This window comes from Vibrio cincinnatiensis, assembly GCF_022113815.1.
GTDB lineage: Bacteria > Pseudomonadota > Gammaproteobacteria > Enterobacterales > Vibrionaceae > Vibrio > Vibrio cincinnatiensis_A.
The window spans coordinates 132,946-153,652 of record NZ_SGOM01000005.1; the positions used below are offsets into that span (position 1 = coordinate 132,946).

At 45.5% G+C, this 20,707-nt stretch carries 22 protein-coding genes; 11 read left to right on the forward strand and 11 right to left on the reverse strand.

Translation table 11 applies throughout. From position 1 onward, the window contains the following. Window positions 1–130: 130 nt before the first annotated feature. Both ppc and EXA13_RS08490 read left to right on the forward strand, forming a co-directional pair. The gene (gene ppc, locus EXA13_RS08485; RefSeq protein ID WP_238132787.1) at window positions 131–2,764 is read left to right on the forward strand and encodes a phosphoenolpyruvate carboxylase; all 2,634 of its coding nucleotides are present in this window, start codon (window positions 131–133) and stop codon (window positions 2,762–2,764) included. A 361-nt stretch (window positions 2,765–3,125) separates the two neighbouring features. Further along, complete coding sequence (locus EXA13_RS08490) at window positions 3,126–3,665, forward strand: PadR family transcriptional regulator (protein ID WP_238132788.1); 540 nt, start codon at window positions 3,126–3,128, stop codon at window positions 3,663–3,665. Between the two features lie 78 nt (window positions 3,666–3,743). Here EXA13_RS08490 and cysE read toward each other — a convergent pair whose 3' ends face one another. From cysE to epmA, 5 genes are all read right to left on the reverse strand, one after another. Continuing rightward, the gene (gene cysE / locus EXA13_RS08495; RefSeq protein ID WP_238132789.1) at window positions 3,744–4,565 is read right to left on the reverse strand and encodes a serine O-acetyltransferase; all 822 of its coding nucleotides are present in this window, start codon (window positions 4,563–4,565) and stop codon (window positions 3,744–3,746) included. A 104-nt stretch (window positions 4,566–4,669) separates the two neighbouring features. Continuing rightward, complete coding sequence (gpsA, locus tag EXA13_RS08500; RefSeq protein ID WP_238132790.1) at window positions 4,670–5,704, reverse strand: NAD(P)H-dependent glycerol-3-phosphate dehydrogenase; 1,035 nt, start codon at window positions 5,702–5,704, stop codon at window positions 4,670–4,672. A gap of 156 nt (window positions 5,705–5,860) precedes the next feature. Then, on the reverse strand, window positions 5,861–6,331 hold the full coding sequence (gene secB, locus EXA13_RS08505) for a protein-export chaperone SecB (RefSeq protein ID WP_099610512.1): 471 nt from the start codon (window positions 6,329–6,331) through the stop codon (window positions 5,861–5,863). A gap of 167 nt (window positions 6,332–6,498) precedes the next feature. Continuing rightward, complete coding sequence (locus EXA13_RS08510) at window positions 6,499–6,933, reverse strand: rhodanese-like domain-containing protein (RefSeq protein WP_238132791.1); 435 nt, start codon at window positions 6,931–6,933, stop codon at window positions 6,499–6,501. A gap of 71 nt (window positions 6,934–7,004) precedes the next feature. After that, window positions 7,005–7,979 carry an elongation factor P--(R)-beta-lysine ligase gene (gene epmA, locus EXA13_RS08515; RefSeq protein WP_238132792.1) on the reverse strand — a complete coding sequence of 325 codons (975 nt, stop codon included), beginning with the start codon at window positions 7,977–7,979 and terminating at the stop codon, window positions 7,005–7,007. 312 nt (window positions 7,980–8,291) lie between these two features. Here epmA and frdA point away from each other — a divergent pair, with 312 nt between their 5' ends. Genes frdA through frdD form a run of 4 tightly spaced genes read left to right on the forward strand, consistent with a single transcriptional unit; the run spans window position 8,292 to window position 11,596 of the window. Next, window positions 8,292–10,097 (forward strand): fumarate reductase (quinol) flavoprotein subunit, encoded by a 1,806-nt coding sequence (frdA, locus tag EXA13_RS08520; RefSeq protein WP_238132793.1) that lies wholly within the window; start codon window positions 8,292–8,294, stop codon window positions 10,095–10,097. Beyond that, window positions 10,097–10,837, forward strand: coding sequence for a succinate dehydrogenase/fumarate reductase iron-sulfur subunit (locus tag EXA13_RS08525; protein WP_238132794.1), 741 nt, complete (start codon window positions 10,097–10,099; stop codon window positions 10,835–10,837). The genes frdA and EXA13_RS08525 overlap by 1 nt, the downstream gene beginning before the upstream one ends. 2 nt (window positions 10,838–10,839) lie before the next feature. Continuing rightward, a complete protein-coding gene (gene frdC, locus EXA13_RS08530) occupies window positions 10,840–11,223 on the forward strand; it encodes a fumarate reductase subunit FrdC (protein ID WP_238132795.1) in 384 nt (127 codons plus the stop codon). A 10-nt stretch (window positions 11,224–11,233) separates the two neighbouring features. After that, the gene (gene frdD / locus EXA13_RS08535; RefSeq protein ID WP_238132796.1) at window positions 11,234–11,596 is read left to right on the forward strand and encodes a fumarate reductase subunit FrdD; all 363 of its coding nucleotides are present in this window, start codon (window positions 11,234–11,236) and stop codon (window positions 11,594–11,596) included. Between the two features lie 102 nt (window positions 11,597–11,698). On the opposite strand, the gene efp is transcribed toward frdD, so the two are convergent. Continuing rightward, complete coding sequence (gene efp, locus EXA13_RS08540) at window positions 11,699–12,265, reverse strand: elongation factor P (RefSeq protein WP_099610518.1); 567 nt, start codon at window positions 12,263–12,265, stop codon at window positions 11,699–11,701. 32 nt (window positions 12,266–12,297) lie between these two features. Here efp and epmB point away from each other — a divergent pair, with 32 nt between their 5' ends. Both epmB and EXA13_RS08550 read left to right on the forward strand, forming a co-directional pair. Next, on the forward strand, window positions 12,298–13,320 hold the full coding sequence (gene epmB, locus EXA13_RS08545) for an EF-P beta-lysylation protein EpmB (RefSeq protein ID WP_238132797.1): 1,023 nt from the start codon (window positions 12,298–12,300) through the stop codon (window positions 13,318–13,320). Window positions 13,321–13,442: 122 nt separating this feature from the next. Further along, window positions 13,443–13,916, forward strand: a complete 474-nt coding sequence (locus EXA13_RS08550; RefSeq protein ID WP_238132798.1) for an MgtC/SapB family protein — start codon at window positions 13,443–13,445, stop codon at window positions 13,914–13,916. A 15-nt stretch (window positions 13,917–13,931) separates the two neighbouring features. On the opposite strand, the gene EXA13_RS08555 is transcribed toward EXA13_RS08550, so the two are convergent. The 3 genes from EXA13_RS08555 to EXA13_RS08565 form a co-directional block, all read right to left on the reverse strand. Continuing rightward, entirely contained in the window at window positions 13,932–15,407 is a 1,476-nt protein-coding gene (locus EXA13_RS08555; protein ID WP_238132799.1) for an ATP-binding cassette domain-containing protein, read from the reverse strand. 127 nt (window positions 15,408–15,534) lie between these two features. After that, complete coding sequence (gene groL / locus EXA13_RS08560; protein WP_238104799.1) at window positions 15,535–17,172, reverse strand: chaperonin GroEL; 1,638 nt, start codon at window positions 17,170–17,172, stop codon at window positions 15,535–15,537. Window positions 17,173–17,224: 52 nt separating this feature from the next. Then, entirely contained in the window at window positions 17,225–17,515 is a 291-nt protein-coding gene (locus EXA13_RS08565) for a co-chaperone GroES (RefSeq protein WP_238104801.1), read from the reverse strand. Between the two features lie 243 nt (window positions 17,516–17,758). On the opposite strand from EXA13_RS08565, the gene EXA13_RS08570 reads away from it, so the two are divergent. Continuing rightward, the gene (locus EXA13_RS08570) at window positions 17,759–18,376 is read left to right on the forward strand and encodes a helix-turn-helix transcriptional regulator (RefSeq protein WP_238104803.1); all 618 of its coding nucleotides are present in this window, start codon (window positions 17,759–17,761) and stop codon (window positions 18,374–18,376) included. Between the two features lie 147 nt (window positions 18,377–18,523). Next, on the forward strand, window positions 18,524–18,862 hold the full coding sequence (locus EXA13_RS08575) for a DUF3135 domain-containing protein (RefSeq protein ID WP_238132800.1): 339 nt from the start codon (window positions 18,524–18,526) through the stop codon (window positions 18,860–18,862). On the opposite strand, the gene EXA13_RS08580 is transcribed toward EXA13_RS08575, so the two are convergent. Next, window positions 18,859–19,290: a DUF805 domain-containing protein gene (locus EXA13_RS08580; protein WP_238132801.1), complete on the reverse strand. Its 432-nt coding sequence runs from the start codon at window positions 19,288–19,290 to the stop codon at window positions 18,859–18,861. The two genes, EXA13_RS08575 and EXA13_RS08580, sit on opposite strands and share 4 nt — an antisense overlap. A gap of 46 nt (window positions 19,291–19,336) precedes the next feature. After that, window positions 19,337–19,684 (reverse strand): 5-carboxymethyl-2-hydroxymuconate Delta-isomerase, encoded by a 348-nt coding sequence (locus EXA13_RS08585; protein ID WP_238132802.1) that lies wholly within the window; start codon window positions 19,682–19,684, stop codon window positions 19,337–19,339. A 220-nt stretch (window positions 19,685–19,904) separates the two neighbouring features. Between EXA13_RS08585 and tpiA the strand changes: the two genes are divergently transcribed. Continuing rightward, window positions 19,905–20,678, forward strand: coding sequence for a triose-phosphate isomerase (gene tpiA, locus EXA13_RS08590; RefSeq protein ID WP_238132803.1), 774 nt, complete (start codon window positions 19,905–19,907; stop codon window positions 20,676–20,678). Window positions 20,679–20,707 lie beyond the last annotated feature (29 nt).

A 20,707-nucleotide genomic window follows, 5' to 3' on the forward strand; every position in this document is an offset into this window, starting at 1 on the left:
CCACTATTTATTCCGCTGCGATAAATGAAATCTTAGTCTACTTTGTTTGACTATACTGGACAAACTTCGCTAGATTGTGTAATTAAACAGAAGAACATTGGATGTAATTTTTTTACAAGGCAGGATGACAATGAACGAAAAGTACGCCGCACTGAAAAGTAACGTGAGCATGTTGGGCCGACTATTGGGCCAAACAATCCAAGATGCCGATGGTGACGTTATTTTAGAAAAAGTAGAAACCATCCGACAATTATCGAAATCGGCTCGTGCAGGCAATCAAGCTGACCGAGAACAGCTCATCGAAGAAATCAAAAATCTCAATAACGACCAACTGACTCCGGTTGCTCGAGCATTTAACCAATTCCTCAACCTCACCAATATTGCCGATCAATACCATACTATTTCTCGTCATGGTGGTGAGCACTCAAATGAACCTGATGCACTGCAAAGTTTATTCGCAAAATTAGCCGATAACAGCGTCAGTAAATTAGACAGCGCACAAGCGATCCGTGATCTCAATATTGAATTGGTGCTAACCGCTCACCCGACAGAAATCACTCGCCGTACCATGATTAACAACTTGGTCAAAATCAACGAATGCCTGTCTGAACTAGAACTGACCGATCTTTCTGAGAAAGAGCGCCATAAAACTGAACGTCGATTAGAACAACTTATCGCCCAAGGTTGGCATTCAGATGTGATTCGCAAACAACGCCCAACTCCGCTTGATGAAGCGAAATGGGGCTTTGCTGTGGTTGAAAACTCATTGTGGCAAGCGGTTCCTGAGTTTTTACGTGAGTTGGATGAAAGCGTAAAAGGTTACTTAGGTGAAGGGCTTCCGATTGATGCTCGCCCTGTTCACTTCTCATCGTGGATGGGGGGAGACCGAGATGGAAACCCATTTGTTACCCACACCATAACTCGTGAAGTGTTACTGCTCTCTCGTTGGAAAGCGGCTGATTTATATCTTTCGGATATCAATGAGTTAATCAGTGAGCTTTCTATGACCAAATGCAATGACGCCTTGCGCGCATTGGCAGGCGAAGATGTTCACGAACCTTATCGTGCGGTACTCAAAGGCATTCGTTCACTGCTACAAGACACTCTGGCGATTTTAGATAGTAAAATTCATGGTCAGAAGCTTGCGGTCAAAGCACCATTACAAGATATCAGCCAGCTTTGGGATCCTCTCTATGCTTGTTACCGCTCACTACACGAATGTGGAATGGGTGTCATTGCCGATGGTTCCTTGCTTGATACCCTTCGCCGAGTCAAAGCATTCGGTGTACATTTAGTTCGTCTCGATATTCGTCAAGAAAGCACTCGTCACTCGGATGTATTATCTGAATTAACTCGCTACTTGGGCATTGGTGATTATGATCAATGGAGCGAACAAGATAAAATCGCTTTCTTAACCAATGAATTAAGTTCTAAGCGGCCACTATTACCTCTCGACTGGGAACCATCCGAACCAGTAAAAGAAGTATTAGATACCTGTAAAATCATCGCAGCTCAACCGCGTGATGCCTTTGGTGCTTATGTGATATCGATGGCAAGAACCGCCTCTGATGTCTTAGCCGTCCACTTACTACTACAAGAATCCGGCTGCCCATACCGCATGGATGTCTGCCCACTGTTTGAAACTTTAGAAGATTTAAACAATGCAGAAAGCGTCATTAAACAATTAATGAGCATTGACCTTTACCGTGGCTTTATCCAAAACCATCAAATGGTAATGATCGGCTATTCTGACTCAGCAAAAGATGCCGGCGTCATGTCAGCTGGCTGGGCTCAGTACAGCGCAATGGAAGCCTTAGTGAAAGTCGCTGAAGAAGAAGGTGTTGAACTGACACTCTTCCACGGACGTGGCGGTACCATTGGCCGTGGTGGTGCTCCAGCTCATGCCGCACTACTTTCTCAGCCACCGAAAAGTTTACAAGGTGGGCTACGTGTTACCGAACAAGGGGAAATGATCCGCTTTAAACTTGGCTTACCTGAAGTCGCGGTAAATAGCTTTAACCTCTATGCCAGTGCCATTTTAGAGGCAAATCTACTACCGCCTCCCGAGCCAAAACAGGAATGGCGCGATCTGATGGAAGTGTTATCTGAAGTCTCTTGCGAAGCCTACCGAGCAGTGGTTCGCGGTGAGCCAGACTTTGTTCCATACTTCCGTCAAGCGACACCAGAACAAGAGCTTGGCAAACTACCACTCGGCTCTCGTCCAGCAAAACGAAACCCAAGCGGTGGTGTAGAAAGCTTGCGTGCCATTCCATGGATCTTCTCATGGAGCCAAAACCGTTTGGTGTTACCCGCTTGGCTTGGTGCAGGTGAAGCGATTCAGTACTCCATCGATAAAGGCCATCAAGCCTTGCTAGAAGAAATGTGCCGTGAGTGGCCATTCTTCTCCACACGTTTAGGGATGCTGGAAATGGTGTACACCAAGTGTAACATTGATATTTCTCGCTACTACGATGAACGTCTGGTCGAAGCTTCTTTGCGCCCACTGGGTGAGCGATTACGCGCTCAGCTACAAAAAGACATTAAAGCCGTCTTAAACGTCGAAAATAATGAGAACTTGATGCAAAGTGATCCGTGGGGACACGAATCAATCCGCCTGCGTAATATCTATGTTGAGCCACTCAACATGCTGCAAGCCGAGCTCTTGTATCGAACTCGTCAGTCTGAAACGTCTGATCCTGAGTTAGAAGAAGCCCTCATGGTCACCATCGCAGGGATTGCTGCTGGGATGCGTAACACAGGTTAACCTAACCAGCATAAAACGCTAACTTTTACCAAAAGGCCGCATCATTGTGGCCTTTTATTTTTATAGCTATATTTTATTGAGAATAATATCAGTTTTTTTGAAGTAAATGATTTTTTATTCTACTTTATGCTTATTATTTAGATATACTACTGCGCTCTTGCGATATTCTTTTAAATATTCCAAATCGCAGTCAGATATGCAAAGACATATCAATTTTAGGTGATAAACGGCTTTAAAGGTGACACAACCCCAGTATGGATTACTGGGAAAAGACTGATGCCTTACGTCACAGTGTGCCAATAGAAGCTCACGAGATGGTTAAGTCTATTTGCGAAGTTTATTAACCATTTGGATTGAAGATATGTCATTACCACACGTTATACTCACCGTTCTTAGTACTCGTGATGCCACTGGGTACGATATTACTAAAGAGTTTTCTGCTAGCATCGGCTATTTCTGGAAAGCCAGCCACCAACAAGTTTATCGTGAGCTGAACAAAATGGGTCAACAAGGTTTAGTGACTTGTGTGCTAGAGCCTCAAGAAGGTAAACCTGATCGTAAAGTTTATTCCATTACAGAGGCAGGCCGAGCAGCATTAGGCGAATGGTTTGATCAACCTACCGCACACCCAACCGTTAGAGATGAATTTAGCGCAAAACTCATGGCCTGCTCGGTGCAGTCTGCCACGCCTTATCTAACTCAATTGCGTGAATTGGTTGAAGAGTCACGCAAATTAGTGGCTCATTATCAAGAAATTGAAGCCGCTTACTATGCTAACCCAACCGAAATGGATAAGCAGCAACGCTTAGAACGTTTAACGCTACGCCGCAATTTACTTACTCGCCAAGCTTGGATTCGTTGGGCAGAAGAAGTGATTGATGAATTTGAGCACATGGCCTGAAGTCAAGCCTAAAGAAAAAAAGATGATGTCGTAAAGACATCATCTTTTTTTTGGTATTCCATAACCTAGCATTGATGCTTAAATTCCATCACCACCCATAAAGGTCTGTGATCGCCCATTAAACTGCTGATCCATATCTAATGAGGGTTTATCGGTTTTAGGTCGTCCAACGATTCGAGCGGGCACACCTGCCACCGTTGTATGAGCTGGAACTGGTTGTAACACCACTGAACAAGAGCCGATTTTTGCCCCTTCCCCGACCTCGATATTACCAAGTATTTTGGCCCCCGCACCAATCATGACCCCTTCACGGATTTTGGGATGGCGATCACCGCCTTCTTTACCCGTTCCCCCTAAGGTCACGTCTTGCAAAATAGACACATCATTCCCCACCACTGCCGTTTCACCAATAACGATACCCGTGGCATGGTCAAGCATGATGCCACGACCAATCTTCGCGGCAGGGTGAATGTCCACCTGACAAGCGACAGATATTTGATTTTGTAAATAGGTCGCTAACGCAATTCGCCCCTGCTTCCATAACCAATTCGCCACTCGATAACCTTGTAGTGCATGGTAGCCCTTTAGATAAAGCAACGGCATAGAATACATGGAAACCGCTGGGTCTCGATTGACCGTTGCGCATATATCGCAAGCCGCAGACTCAGCAATTTTAGGATCTGAAGCAAAAGCTTCTTCAACCACCTCACGCACCGCCATCGCAGGCATCGATGCCGTACTCAGCTTATTCGCCAAAATATAACTTAATGCGGCAGGTAAACTGTCATGTTTGATGATCGTCGCATGATAAAAACTCGCCAGCATTGGCTCTTGCTCAGATTGCTCACGCGCTTCTTTGATAATGGTTTGCCAAACTTTGACTTGTGCGCAATGTTTCATGTTTATTCTGCCTTTGCGAAGCAGCAGTATGAGGTTCTCATTCATCGCTGCTGTTTACTTCGCTTTTAATTCATCCACCACCTGTCGACAGGCATTCCCTAGGGTTATCGCTCTGCTTTTTTATCTCGGGCAAGCAAATCTTGCGCCGCTAAGCGAGCATCTTTTCCTTGATACAATACTTGATAAATTTGTTCAACGATGGGCATTTCAACACCCATTCGCTGAGCCAACAACCACACTTCTTTCGTATTGCGGTAGCCTTCCACCACCTGACCAATCTCTTGCTGAGCGGTTTCCACTTCTTTTCCTTGCCCCAACGCCAGGCCAAAACGCCGATTTCGAGACTGATTGTCGGTACAGGTTAACACTAAGTCACCTAATCCAGCCATTCCCATAAAGGTTTCGGCTTGTGCACCCAATGCAGCGCCTAACCGACACATTTCAGCTAAACCTCGGGTAATCAAAGCGGTGCGCGCATTCGCGCCAAATCCAATACCATCTGACATCCCCGCACCAATGGCGATCACATTTTTGACTGCGCCACCAAGCTGCATGCCGATAAAGTCACTATTTGCATAAACACGGAATGTTTTACTACAGTGGATTTTTTCCTGTAAATCTTCCACAAACTGCGCATCAGGAGAAGCAACTGAAATCGCCGTTGGCATTCCCATCGCTAGCTCTTTAGCAAAGGTTGGCCCCGACAAAACGGCCAGAGGCATCTTGCGTCCTACCACTTCATAAGCCACTTCTTGTAGTAATCGTCCCGTTTCGGGTTCTAACCCTTTGGTTGCCCAACAAATTCGACTATCTTCACGCAAGTGAGGTTGCAAGCTATGTAAGACAATACCAAAGACATGACTGGGTACAACCACTAACAGATCTCGGCTAGCTTGTACGGCTTTAGCAAGGTCGGACTCCACGATTAAGCTGGGCGGGAAATCGATTCCTGGTAAAAATTCATGGTTTGCTCTATCGGCTTGTAAGCGCGCCATGTGTTCAGGTTCATGCCCCCATAGCACGATATTTGCTCCATTACGAGCCAAAGAAATAGCCAGAGAGGTTCCGTAAGAACCGGCACCGATCACCGTCATGCTAATTGCTTTTGCGTAGACATTATTTGTCTTTGGATCTGTCATCTTTCCGCCTGATAGATAGCCATCGTGTTGTTGCCAAAATCGATAAACAGGAAACGTCACTTGATTCTGGAAGAAATAAAAATGCACATCGCATTACTCAATGAGCTGCTCTGTGCATTGTATTTTACCTTACATTGGGCAAAAAGCCGTAATGGATTACGCCTCGCTTGGCGTCTCGCTAGCGGCTTGCTGCTGTAGGTAGTTCATAAAGAGCGCATCAAAGTTGACCGGAGCCAAGTTTAATTGTGGGAAAGTACCTTTCACCACCAGGCTAGAAATGGTTTCACGCGCATAAGGGAACAGAATGTTAGGACAGAACGCCCCCAAACAATGAGCCAATTGACCCGCTTCCATCTGTTCTGCAGTAAAAATACCACCTTGCTGAACTTCACACAGGAAAGCGGTCTCTTCTGCATTTTTCACAGTAACGGTCAAGCGTAACACGACTTCATATACGCCTTCGCCCAGTTCGCGGCTTTGAGTATCAAGGTCCAACTTCACATCAGGGTTCCACTCTTTTTGGAACATAGTGGGTGAATTTGGCGCTTCAAAAGACACATCTTTTAGAAAAATGCGTTGAATGGCAAAATTTTGTTGTGGTGCTTGTTGTTGTGCGGCTTCAGCCATGATTTCGTCCTTAATACTGATCAATTCGGATATAAAGTTAATGCCCTGAGACTAAACGAGTGTGAATGAAATCACTAGATGAAAAACCGAATACGTGGCAAACATCACAACTCGAACGAATCGGCGCTGATTTATTTATCAGCGCCAGCAGAGCCCCACGATAAGAGCTATTTCTTACCGCGAACAAGAGGTAACTTCGCGTCGCTCCAGGCGACTAACCCATTCTTTAACAGGCTAACATTGTCAAAACCAGCTTTAACTAGCACGGCAGCAATCTCACGCGCTGTATGGCCTGTTTTACATACCACAATGATGGGGTCAGCTTTATGTTTTTCAATCCCAGCGAAGTTCCCCGCTTTAATTTCCGACGGTAAAATGTGAACCGCATCGGTAATATGGCCCTGTTTGAACTCATCTTTTGTTCGAATATCGATCACAATACCGTTCTCACGGTTCATCAAGTGAGTCACTTGAGAGGGGCTAATTTCTTTAAAAGCTGCCGTTGATGACTTATAAATATTAAGAATCAATGCAACTAAAACGCCTACCCAAGCGAGAGATAAAATCATGTTCTGTTGGAAAAACTGTATGTACTCTTGCATATCCTGTGCTCTTGCAATGGTGGTTCAAAATAGTGATGAAGTATAACGAGGTTGCTAGCCTGACGCGAGCGCTAAGCACGAGGAAACGGAAAAGCCGTGACCTTATCGATATGATCTTCGTCTAAAGCCAGCATGATCAGTCGATCAATTCCCAAAGCAACCCCCGAACAAGCTGGTAAACCAGCCTCTAATGCTGCAATTAAATGCTCATCAATCGGCTGCTCAACCAAGCCCATCGCAAGGCGCTTTGCATTATCTTGTTCAAAACGTGAGCGCTGCTCTTGCGGGTTATCCAATTCATGAAACCCATTCGCTAACTCGATCCCTTTAAAATAAACTTCAAAGCGATCCGCCACACGAGGATCTTGACTGTTAACTTTGGCTAACGCTGCCTGTGATGCTGGGAAATCGTAGACAAAAATCGGCACCTGCTGACCAATATGCGGTTCAATCCCGATACTAAACAGCAACTGTAATAAAGTATCTCTATCTTGCTCTGGCTGCGCAATATCACTCAACCCCAACCTCTCAGCGGCTTGCTTAAGTTCCGTCATGGTACTTTCTAACGGGCATACCGATAACACTCGTTGAAACGCCTGCTGATAGGTGATTCGGTCTGCACTTGAAATCGAAAGAACCGTTTGCAATAGCGCATCGACCTCATCCATTAAGTTATGATGATCAAAGCCGACTCGATACCACTCAAGCATAGTAAATTCTGGGTTATGGTAACGGCCATTTTCTTCATTTCGAAAGGCCTTACCCAATTGATAAATGGAACCACTTCCTGCCGCCAACAACCGCTTCATATGAAATTCAGGGCTGGTCATTAAGTAGAGTTTTTTCCCTTGCGCATAACCTGGGCCCACAAACTCGGTTTGAAACGTTTGCAAATGAATGTCCGTCACTGTCGCATGGCTGATAGCCGGAGTTTCAACCTCTAACACCTCTCGCTCAGCAAAAAACTGACGAATCCCCTGCAATAAACGCGCACGCTGCTGAAGTTGTTGAATTGATGCGCTAGGCATCCATGATGACTGGTTCATAAATACGATCGGCTAATTCTCAGGAAGGGGCATTTTACTCGCTTAAAAAGGAAAACCCAACTAACTCACCAAAGGGTATTTTTGTGATTTACATCACACAAAGAATAATAAGTATGCTTGTCCTTGCATTACCGGAGCAAAAGCCTAACAAAATCAATTTTTTCTTACCCCTCCTCTTCTAAACTAGCCACTACCACTTTGGTACAAGTAGCGAGAACAGACAGAAGAGCCTCTTCGAATCGAATCACGCTGCACATCATAATCAGGGACAACAACTGATCCCCATAATAATCACTACACTGGAGGATAACTGTGCAAACTATTACCACAGATATCGCAGTCATCGGCGCTGGTGGCGCTGGTCTTCGTACTGCTATTGCAGCGGCTGAAGCAAACCCAAACTTGGAAGTCGCGCTTATTTCCAAAGTTTATCCAATGCGTTCTCATACGGTCGCTGCCGAAGGTGGCTCCGCAGCAGTTATCAAGGAAGAAGACAGCTTAGATAACCACTTCAACGATACCGTTGGTGGTGGTGACTGGTTGTGTGAACAGGATGTCGTAGAATATTTCGTTGCGAATTCAACACGTGAAATGATCCAAATGGAGCAATGGGGCTGTCCTTGGAGTCGTAAAGACAACGGGGAAGTCAACGTACGCCGTTTTGGTGGTATGAAAGTCGAGCGAACTTGGTTTGCTGCCGATAAAACTGGCTTCCATATGCTACATACTCTATTCCAAACTTCAATGAAGTACCCACAAATCAACCGTTTTGATGAGTACTTTGTGGTGGATTTGTTGGTGGTAGAAGGTGAAGTTCAAGGCCTGATCGCTATTCATATGGCAGAAGGTGAACTGGTCACGATCAAAGCTAAATCCGTTGTGCTTGCAACTGGTGGTGCGGGGCGTGTTTATCACTGTAATACCAACGGTGGTATTGTAACAGGCGATGGTATGGCAATGGCTTATCGTCATGGCGTACCGCTACGTGATATGGAATTTGTTCAATATCACCCCACTGGCTTACCAGGTACAGGCATCTTGATGACTGAAGGTTGTCGAGGTGAAGGCGGTATCATCGTCAACAAAAATGGTTACCGTTATCTGCAAGATTATGGCATGGGCCCTGAAACCCCTGTTGGCCAGCCAAAAAACAAATACATGGAACTTGGCCCACGAGACAAAGTGTCACAAGCTTTCTGGCATGAACAACAAAAAGGTAACACCATTAAACACCCACTGGGTGATGTGGTACACCTTGATCTGCGCCATCTAGGTGAAGAGTATCTGCAAGAGCGTCTGCCGTTCATCTGTGAACTGGCGAAAGCTTATGTCAACGTCGATCCAGCCAAAGAGCCGATTCCAATTCGCCCAACCGTGCATTACACCATGGGGGGCATTGAAACCAATGGTCAATGTGAAACTCGTATCCAGGGTCTTTTTGCTGTGGGTGAGTGTGCATCTGTTGGCTTGCATGGTGCCAACCGTTTAGGTTCAAACTCATTGGCAGAATTTGTGGTCTTTGGCCGTGTGGCGGGTGAACATGCCGTACAACGTGCCGAAGCATTCAAAGGCTGGAATGATCAAGCTATCGCAGAACAAGTGAAAGCGGTAGAAGCCCGTCTTAACGCTCTGATGAACCAAGAAGGCGATGAAAACTGGGCCACCATCCGAACTGAAATGGGTCACACCATGGAAGCGGGGTGTGGTATCTACCGTCAGCAAGACTTAATGGAAACCACGATTGCCAAACTGGCCGAGCTGAAAGAGCGTTATAAGCGTATCAGCATCAAAGATAAAGGCAAAGTATTCAACACCGACCTACTCTACGCTATCGAAGTTGGCTATGGCCTAGAAGTTGCGGAAGCCATGGCGCACTCGGCGCTGTTACGTAAAGAGTCTCGTGGTGCTCACCAGCGTCTAGACGAAGGCTGTACTGAGCGTGATGATGTGAACTTCCTAAAACACTCATTGGCTTTCTATCAAGAAGATCAGGCGCCGAAGATCGATTACAGCCCTGTCACCATTACTAAGTCGCAACCTAAAGCGCGTTTGTACGGTGAAGCAGCAGAACAAGCGGCGGCAGCAGAGGCGAAGCAAAGCGCAGAGGAGCAAAAATAATGTCAGCGAATCGAATTCAGAAAGTAGAAATTCTACGCTATGACCCAGCAAAAGATGCCGAGCCGCGTCTACAAGCATTTGAAGTCCCATTTGATGACACCATGTCAGTGCTGGATGCGCTTGGCTATGTAAAAGATCACCTAGATAAAGATCTTTCTTATCGCTGGTCATGCCGAATGGCAATTTGTGGCTCTTGCGGCATTATGGTGAATGGCGTACCAAAATTGGCTTGTAAGAGCTTCTTACGCGACTATCCTGATGGCGTGAAAATTGAGCCATTGGCCAACTTCCCGATCGAAAAAGATTTGATTGTCGATATGACTCCGTTTATCGAACGTCTAGAAGCCATCAAACCTTACATTATCGGTAATGACCGTAAACCAGAAGATGGTACCAACCTACAAACGCCAGAACAGATGGCTCGTTATAAGCAATTTGCTGGCTGTATTAACTGTGGTTTGTGCTATGCCGCTTGTCCTCAGTTTGGCTTAAACCCTGAGTTCATCGGCCCTGCAGCATTAACATTGGCACACCGTTACAACCTTGATAGCCGTGATAATGGTAAAGCTGAACGCATGAAGCTAATCAACGGTGAAAATGGTGCTTGGGGTTGTACTTTTGTGGGCTACTGCTCTGAAGTGTGTCCGAAACACGTTGACCCAGCAGCGGCGGTTAACCAAGGTAAAGTTGAGTCTTCAATGGACTTCGTCATTGCTATGCTGAAACCACAGGAGGCTTGAGGATGAGTAACCGTAAACCTTATGTTCGTGAAATGAAACGTACTTGGTGGAAAGATCACCCCTTCTACCGTTTCTACATGGTGCGTGAAGCGACGGTACTTCCGCTCATTCTATTTACGCTATTTTTAACCGTAGGCTTGGGCGCGCTGGTCAAAGGGCCAGAAGCTTGGAATAGCTGGCTTGCCTTTATGGCAAACCCACTGGTTATCGCCATCAATATTGTTGCGCTAGCGGGTAGCCTATTCCATGCCCAAACCTTCTTCAGCATGATGCCACAAGTGGTGCCTATTCGTATCAAAGGTAAATTGCTGGATAAAAGAATCATCGTTTTGACTCAGTGGGCGGCAGTGGCCATTATTTCACTGATCGTTCTCATTGTGGTGTAAGGAGCTTATTGTGATTAATACCAATCCAAAACGTTCAGATGAACCTGTATGGTGGAGCCTATTTGGGGCTGGCGGCACTTGGTTTGCCATGATTACCCCTATCACCATTCTCGTGCTTGGCATTCTTGCCCCTCTGGGGATTATTGATGCAGAAGCTATGAGCTACGAGCGAGTAGCTGAATTTGCCACCAGTATTATTGGCGCACTGTTTATCATTGCTACCCTCTCATTACCGATGTGGCATGCGATGCACCGTTTGCACCATGGTATGCATGACCTGAAATTCCATACTGGGCTTGCGGGTAAAATTGCATGCTATGCATTTGCAGCATTAATTTCTATCTTATCCGTGGTGTTTATCTTCCTGATTTAACCCAAGCGTTATGGATAGAAAATAAAAGAGCCAGCGTATGCTGGCTCTTTTTACTATGTCTTCAATCTATCAAGCCCCTATAAGTTATAGAGGCTGATTACCTTATTTTACGCGGCTAACGTATTCACTGCTACGAGTGTCTACTTTGATCACTTCGCCAATCGCAATAAAGAGCGGAACACGAACCACAGCACCGGTTGATAATGTAGCGGGTTTACCGCCTGTTCCTTGCGTATCCCCTTTCAGACCAGGATCGGTTTCCGTCACTTCCAATTCAACGAAGTTTGGTGGTGTCACTGAAATTGGGTTACCATTCCACAAGGTCAATGTACAGGTTGTATTTTCAACCAACCACTTAGCATTATCACCAACCGCTTTAAGGTCTGCTGCAATTTGCTCAAAGGTTTCGTTGTTCATAAAGTGATAGAATTCACCATCGTTGTACAGATAATCAAGATCGATATCGATAACATCTGCAACTTCTACGCTATCACCTGACTTAAAGGTTTTCTCGAGTACTTTGCCAGAAAGTAGTTTACGGATTCGTACTCGGTTGAACGCTTGACCTTTACCTGGTTTAACAAACTCGTTTTCGAGAATGACACAAGGCTCGTTATCAAGCATAATTTTGAGACCGCCTTTAAATTCATTCGTGCTAACAGTAGCCATTATTTCCTCTTACATTCTTCGAGTTAAATTCAATGCCGCACATAATAACCCGAAAAGTCCAATCTGTTGAGCAAAACTGGCTACAACAGCTAGCAAATGGGATATCTGATCCGGGTCAATTACTCACACAGCTTGACATTGATCCCACCCCTTGGCAAGCCGGCTTCCAAGCTCGTGACTTATTTGCCCAGCGGGTGCCGCTCAGTTTTGTTGAGCGAATGGAGAAGGGCAACCCACACGATCCTCTACTGCGTCAAGTGTTACCGCTCAGTGCCGAGTTTGAGGTACATGAAGGCTACTCAACCGATCCTTTAGCAGAACAAAAAAATCCAATTCCAGGCCTGTTACATAAATACCGTAACCGTTGCTTACTGATCGTCAAAGGCGGTTGTGCGATTAACTGCCGCTACTGTTTTCGGCGCCACTTCCCTTACCAAGAGAACAAAGGCAATAAGCATGCTTGGCAACAAAGCTTAGATTACATTGCTCAACACCCCCAATTGAATGAAGTCATCCTCTCTGGCGGCGATCCTTTAATGGCTAAAGATCACGAACTTGCTTGGCTGCTCGAACGTATTGCCGCTATTCCCCATATTAAACGACTTCGGATCCATTCCCGCTTGCCCGTCGTGATTCCAGCTCGAATTACCGATGAACTGGTGGCCCTGTTCACCAATAGCTCTTTGCAAGTATTACTGGTCACGCACATCAACCACGCTAATGAAATTAATGGGGAACTCACACAGCAACTGGCTCGATTACGCGCAGCGCACGTCACTTTGCTCAATCAAGGTGTACTCCTTAAAGGAGTGAACGATTCTATTGAAGCTCAGGTTGCCTTGAGTGAAGCACTGTTTGATGCTGGCATTCTGCCTTACTACTTACACGTACTGGATAAAGTGCAAGGCGCGGCTCATTTCTACGTCAGCGATGAACAAGCAAGAGCCATTATGTCAGGCGTTATAGAGCAAGTTTCCGGTTATCTGGTACCGAAACTGACCCGTGAAATCGGTGGCCGACCCAGTAAGACACCGTTGGACTTACACCTAGAGTGACACCCTGTTTTGACCTATCGTCACGCTAAAAATCTTTTATCTACCCTTATGGTATTCGCCATTTACATCGTCAATGGCTAAGGCATACTGCTCGCTTGCCGATTGATTTTCCGGAGAAGAACGTGGTGAACTTAGATGTATTATTAGACCTTGGCCCTTTTCATTGGCCGGCTCTCTTTTGCTGTGCGCTTAATGGGTTACTGGTTGGGGTAGAACGACAAACCCGAGGAAAACCCGTCGGCATTCGAACGTCTATCTTAATCATTTCCGGTACTTACTGTTTTATGGCGATGGCCGTTTCTCTTTCGCCAAACACACTGGATCAAGCACGTGTACTAGGACAAATCATTACTGGTGTCGGTTTTTTAGGTGCTGGTGTCATGATGACTCAAGATGGAAAAATTCATGGCGTCACCTCTGCGGCAGTGATCTGGGTACTGGCAGCGCTAGGATTAATGATTGGCCTAGGTTATTGGAGACAATCGGTCGTCATCACCTTGTTAGCATTAAGCGTGCTCTATGGGGTAGATAAAGTCGAAAATACCTTTCAAAGCCTACGTCGAGGCGTTCATCAGAGGTTACGTCGTCGTCACTAAAGGAAGAGCGCGTCTTTATTGACGCCTCTCATACGTCCTTGCTGGCGATGTTTGATGTATCTGGACCTGATAACCATGTTCATCCGGCCCAACAAAATCAATAAAGTGATGAATGGCATCCAACCGATCTTCATCATAGTGAGTCACGTACAACAACTGACTCAATTGGCTAGAGGCAATTCGATTAAGAGCATGGAAGATCAACTTACGATTAAGATAGTCAAGTCCTTGATAAGGCTCATCAAGAATCAATAATGCGGGCTGTTTAATTAACGCACGCCCGATCAACAATAATCGCTGCTGACCATAATCCAGTTGACGGAAACCGACCTTTTCAAACTCACTCATCTCCAGAATACTCAACCACTCACGCGCCAACAAAATTTCTTTTTTACTGGGTTGTTGATAAAGACCAATTGAGTCATAAAAACCCGACACTAGCACTTCCAATGCGCTACAGTTAACCCGATATTGGAGATGCAAAGCCGATGAAACCACGCCAATATGCCGTTTCACATCCCAAATACTTTCACCACTCCCCCGTTTCATACCAAGTACAGTGATATCGTTACTGTAACATTGTGGATGATCTCCCAAAATTAATCCCAGTAAGGTGCTTTTACCACACCCATTAGGGCCACGAATCTGCCAATGCTGCCCCAGCTCAATTTGCCAAGTGACGCCATGAAAAATCGAAGCATCAACATATTTCACAGAAACATCCTTCATCATAACCAAAGGATTAGGGTATGGATGAGGAGCTTGATGAGCATGAAGCAAGGCTAACATTGCCTCACTTTTCTCCTGTGACAATGCTTTCATCTGTGCCATCACCGGATGAGACAACCAAGCTTCACGAGTCAACGTTTGCGACAATGTTTTTTCGTCAAAAAGAGCAACATGAGTAATAAATGGTGGCAGTTCTTCCTCACGAGAAGTAACGATCAACAGTGACAAGGATTGAGCGAGTTCAGTGAGCAACGCCGTAAGCTGAATTCGATGTGCAGCATCCAAACCTGAATAGGGTTCGTCCAAAATCAGTAACTGCGGTTTGCCTGCTATGGCCCGTGCTAACATCACACGACGAGTTTCTCCGGTTGATAATTGACGAAAACCCCGTCGACGAATTGCCAACAAATCTGTTTTAGCCAGTAATTCATCAAGATCATCACGCGCACATCCCGCATCCACCAGTAACTCTTCTACGGTTGAACCATAATCAATCTGATCCATAAAATCCGTTTCATCGTTCTCTAACTCAAAATCCAGTAAACGCTGTTGCTCATGAAGAGAAACACAAGCGACCCCCTCCGGAAGCTCCGTCATTTCTCCCTGTTGTGGCGTGATCTCCCCACTGAGTATCTTAACGAGTAAAGAGGCCGCATGACTGTGAGTAGAAAAGACGCCCCAATGTTGCCCTGCCGCCAATGTCCACTGGTCAATACTCACATCCACCGAGACGGTGTGATGTTTAAGTTTTTGAATATGCATACTATTCCTTCCTTAGAAACGTCAATTTAGTGTGCAAAACTTAAGTCCACTTGGCTAGCCATTTTTTTGCCATAAAAAAACCGGAGTAAAAACCCCGGTTTTTTAAGAGATAGAGACTAAGCCCGCATCACATCATGCCGCCCATGCCACCCATTCCGCCCATATCAGGCATCGCTGGCGCATCTTTCTTTGGTAGGTCAGTGACCATCGCTTCTGTTGTGATCATCAAGCCAGCAATCGATGCCGCAAATTGTAGCGCGCTACGAGTCACTTTGGTTGGATCCAAAATACCCATATCGATCATGTCGCCGTATTCACCCGTAGCCGCGTTATAACCGTAGTTACCTTCACCCGCTTTTACGTTGTTAGCCACGACAGAATCTTCATCACCAGCGTTTTTCGCAATTTGACGAATCGGAGCTTCCATCGCACGTAATGCAACACGAATACCGACGTTTTGCTCTTCGTTATCGCCCGTTAGCTCAGTCAGTTTGGAGGCTGCACGGATTAATGCTACACCACCACCCGCAACAACACCTTCTTCAACCGCAGCACGCGTTGCATGCAATGCATCTTCTACGCGATCTTTTTTCTCTTTCATTTCAACTTCAGTTGCTGCGCCGACTTTGATAACAGCAACACCGCCAGCCAGTTTCGCCACACGCTCTTGCAGTTTTTCTTTATCGTAATCAGACGTTGCTTCTTCGATTTGTTGACGAATTTGCGTCACACGACCTTTAATCGCCTCTTCTTCACCAGCACCATCGATAATGGTGGTATTTTCTTTGGTGATCGTGACACGTTTCGCTTGACCAAGATCTTCTAGAGCGGCTTTTTCTAGCTCCAGACCGATCTCTTCAGAGATCACAGTACCGCCAGTTAAGACTGCGATATCTTGTAACATGGCTTTACGGCGGTCACCAAAACCGGGAGCTTTCACTGCCGCAACTTTTACGATACCACGCATGTTGTTGACAACCAGTGTCGCTAAAGCTTCACCTTCCACATCTTCAGCAACGATCAGCAATGGACGAGAGGCTTTGGCTACGCCTTCTAGTACAGGCAGCAGTTCACGGATGTTAGAAACTTTTTTGTCCACCAATAGGATGAATGGATTTTCTAGATCCACACTTCCAGCTTCTTGGTTGTTAATGAAGTAAGGAGATAAGTAACCACGGTCGAACTGCATACCTTCAACAACGTCTAGCTCGTCTTGTAGTGCTTGACCTTCTTCAACCGTAATGACGCCATCACGGCCTACTTTTTCCATCGCTTCAGCAATGATGTTACCCACACTTGAATCTGAGTTTGCAGAGATAGTACCGACTTGGGCAATTGCTTTGGTGTCAGCACATGGTACAGAGAGTGTTTTTAACTCTTCCACTGCTGCCACGACGGCTTTATCAATACCCCGTTTTAGGTCCATTGGGTTCATGCCCGCCGCTACCGCTTTTAGGCCTTCATTGACAATAGATTGAGCTAAAACCGTTGCTGTTGTCGTACCATCACCCGCCGCATCATTCGCTTGTGAAGCCACTTCTTTAACCATTTGTGCACCCATGTTCTGGAATTTATCTTCCAGTTCAATTTCACGAGCCACAGAAACGCCATCTTTAGTGATCACAGGAGCACCAAAAGATTTATCTAATACAACGTTGCGACCTTTAGGGCCCAATGTCACTTTTACTGCATCCGCTAGAACGTTAACCCCTTCCAGCATTTTTACTCGAGCGTCATTACCAAATTTTACGTCTTTAGCAGCCATTTTGTATTTCCTCTAGAATTCGTTTTTGATCGGTTAGTTTTGCTGTGAGCAATTACTCAACGATTGCCAAAATGTCGTTCTCAGACAAAATGAGAACTTCTTTGCCGTCGATTTTTTCGGTCTTAGTGCCGTAACCTTCAGCAAAAATTACCGTATCACCGACTTTTACATCCAAAGGCAGTACGGTGCCATTTTCAAGAATGCGACCTTTGCCTACGGCAAGTACGGTACCGCGAGTGGATTTCTCAGCCGCAGAACCAGTGAGAACAATGCCACCAGCAGATTTTGATTCAACTTCTTGGCGTTCAACGATAACTCGATCATGTAATGGACGAATATTCATCGGTCCTCTCTCCTGAATAGATTTCCGTTTGGTTAATAAAACGCTGATTGACCAGCTTGTGAGTGATATGTGGGGGAGAGAACCCCATAACCCAAGGGGGAAACGCAAAAAAAATGTGATCTAATTAACAAATTTGTCTGGAAATTCTCTTGAGTATGCCGAACCCATTCCGTAACAAGATTGTAAATTCTTTGCTTTATTAAGCGGTTTATCCATAATAGTCACAGTATAAAGAGGAAGATTATGAAGACCATCGAGCGGATATTACATACCATCAAGCGTGAAGGTGCGGTCACAGCCAAGCAGCTCGCCAACGATTTGGGGATCACAACGATGGGCGCTCGTCAGCACTTACAAAGCTTAGAGCAAGACGGCATTCTTGCTTTTCATGATGTTAAAGTAAAAATTGGCCGCCCGACTCGACACTGGTCACTCACCCAAAAAGGTCATAATCAATTTGCAGATCGCCACGGTGAATTAACCATTCAAGTGATTGAAGCCGTTGAGCACTTATTTGGCCAAGAAGGATTAGCTAAAGTCACCGCTGAGCGTGAAGCTCAGACATTCTCTAATTACCAATTCGCTCTGCAAGCCTGTCATTCGTTAACCAGTAAATTAACAACCTTGGTCGCTTTGCGCGAGCAAGAGGGGTATATGGCTGAGCTTGAAGTCACGGAATGGGGATTTATGCTGTTTGAAAATCACTGCCCTATCTGCAAAGCCGCGAAACGATGCCCGGCTTTGTGTCAATCTGAACTTCATATTTTTCAGCGTTTATTGGGTGATGAGTGTACGATTGAGCGTAGTGAACACATCATTGCAGGGCAACATCGCTGTGCCTACCGAATTACCCCTCATTAATACAGCCTATCAATGTATGACCCATTATTGACGTACTTCTCAATATTAAGAATATCGATACTCCTTCCAGTTTCATCTCTCTATCTCATCTATACTCACATTCGATGTTCCCCGAACGAATTATGTTATCTATACAAGGAGAGATGGATGACTCCCCCTGATACCTCACAAGAGCTACCTTCATTTGATGAGCTGGTTTCACTGGCTCAACACGATTCTCAAGCTTTTATTCAATTGAAACAAAGCTTATGTAATGCATTGATTGATGCTTCATCTTCTACAATGCAAGATAGGCTGCGTGCACAACAAAGCCATATTGATCGAGTCCTTAGTCACTGTAAGAATCCAACCCACGCCAATGTTATTTTAATGCGGGAGCTACGGCTGCAAATGGTTCGATTTCGTGACGTATTGGAAGGCGATGCAAACAATAAACTCAACGCAGAGATTATTCCATTTCGCCCTAGGCACTCCCACTGGTGCTAACGCAATAAGGGATCTTTACCAAATCGGTTATCCCCTTGAGTCCCCACCAGAAAACCACATTCCACCAAGATCCAACTCCCGCAACTGAGCGCAGCGAAAGCAATCAAACTGTCAAACCCGTTCGGTGAGCTAGCAAGGCTTGCTTCTCCCACTGGTACACTCATACGCCCAAAAACTAGAGGCAGGTTGAGCAGTAACCACCAACTGGATTTATCTCGGTCATGCCAGCGTTTAGCGGTGACCGCCAGATCGGGTAGTAAGATAACTAACATAACCACAGGTAATAACGACGGAGCCCAGTTAGGAAACCAACGGTTAGCCATTAAGATAAAAATAGCGATAAACAAGTAGTAACACGCATTCCAAACCCAAAAAGTTTGGCGGTTGATTCGCCCCTGAAAAGAAAAAAGGAGTTGTTGTAATGACATCGCTTTTGTTACCTACGCTTGATAAGACGAGGGGATTCCCCATGATTTAATGAGTCTCTTTTTGAAAACATGCGCTATCCATGTCACGAATATTCACTGTTAAAGAATAGACTTGGCTAGCTTGCTCTGAGAGCACCTGGATCAGTTGCTGCGCCAATCGCTGTTTTTGCGACTCCGTTCGGCCATCCAGTAATTCAACGTTAAGGTGAATAAAATCGGCACTGTTTCCCTGATCACCAATAAGCCAATGATGGCAACGTAAAGTACGAGATTTAACTGAAGATGCTTCAAATAACCCACTCTGTAGCGTGACTTGATGTAGATCTTCTAATAAACCTTGAATATTCACTCTCTCTTCCACCGAGTTCGAATATTCCAATACAAGATTAGGCATGACTGACTCCTTGTTTATTCGCCAACCTTCACTATACCCAAGTGAAGCACAAAGTCAGAGCCTTGCATTAAGTTTCTGTCTAATGAATCACGGCATAGCCTTAACGGCAGAGAAAATAGGATCCCAGAAAGTCATGACCATAATCATGATCTGCGCTGTTTTATCTGTTATATTCTTCGCCAGTCGATTTTTTTTATCAATTGAAATTGGAGATATTCCTATGCGTCGTCCTGTAGTGATGGGTAACTGGAAACTTAACGGTAGCAAAGCAATGGTGACTGAGCTGCTCACCGGTCTTAATGCTGAATTAGAAGGTGTCACTGGTGTTGATGTGGCCATTGCCCCACCAGCACTTTACTTAGATCTTGCTGAGCGCCTAATTAAAGAAGGTGGCAACAAGATGATTCTTGGTGCACAAAATACTGATCTTAACAACAGTGGTGCATTCACGGGCGATATGTCTCCTGCAATGCTGAAAGATTTCGGTGCTTCTCACATCATCATTGGCCACTCAGAGCGTCGTGATTACCACAATGAATCTGATGAATTCGTTGCGAAAAAATTTGCGTTCCTAAAAGAAAATGGCCTAACCCCTGTTTTCTGTATTGGTGAAACCGAAGCGCAAAACGAAGCGGGTGAAACCGAAGCCGTATGTGCTCGCCAAATCAATGCTGTCATCGACGCATGTGGTGTTGAAGCATTCAATGGTGCGATCATCGCTTATGAACCAATTTGGGCAATCGGTACAGGTAAAGCAGCAACCGCAGACGATGCACAACGCATTCACGCGTCTATCCGTGCCCTTATCGCAACCAAAGATGCCGCAGTAGCAGAACAAGTGATCATTCAATACGGCGGCAGCGTAAAACCTGAAAACGCTGAAGCGTATTTCTCACAACCAGACATCGATGGTGCATTGGTTGGTGGTGCGTCTCTTGATGCGAAAAGCTTTGCAGCTATCGCTAAAGCAGCAGCAAAAATGAAAAACGCATAAACCGCTTTAGGTTATGGTGAATAAGGCCA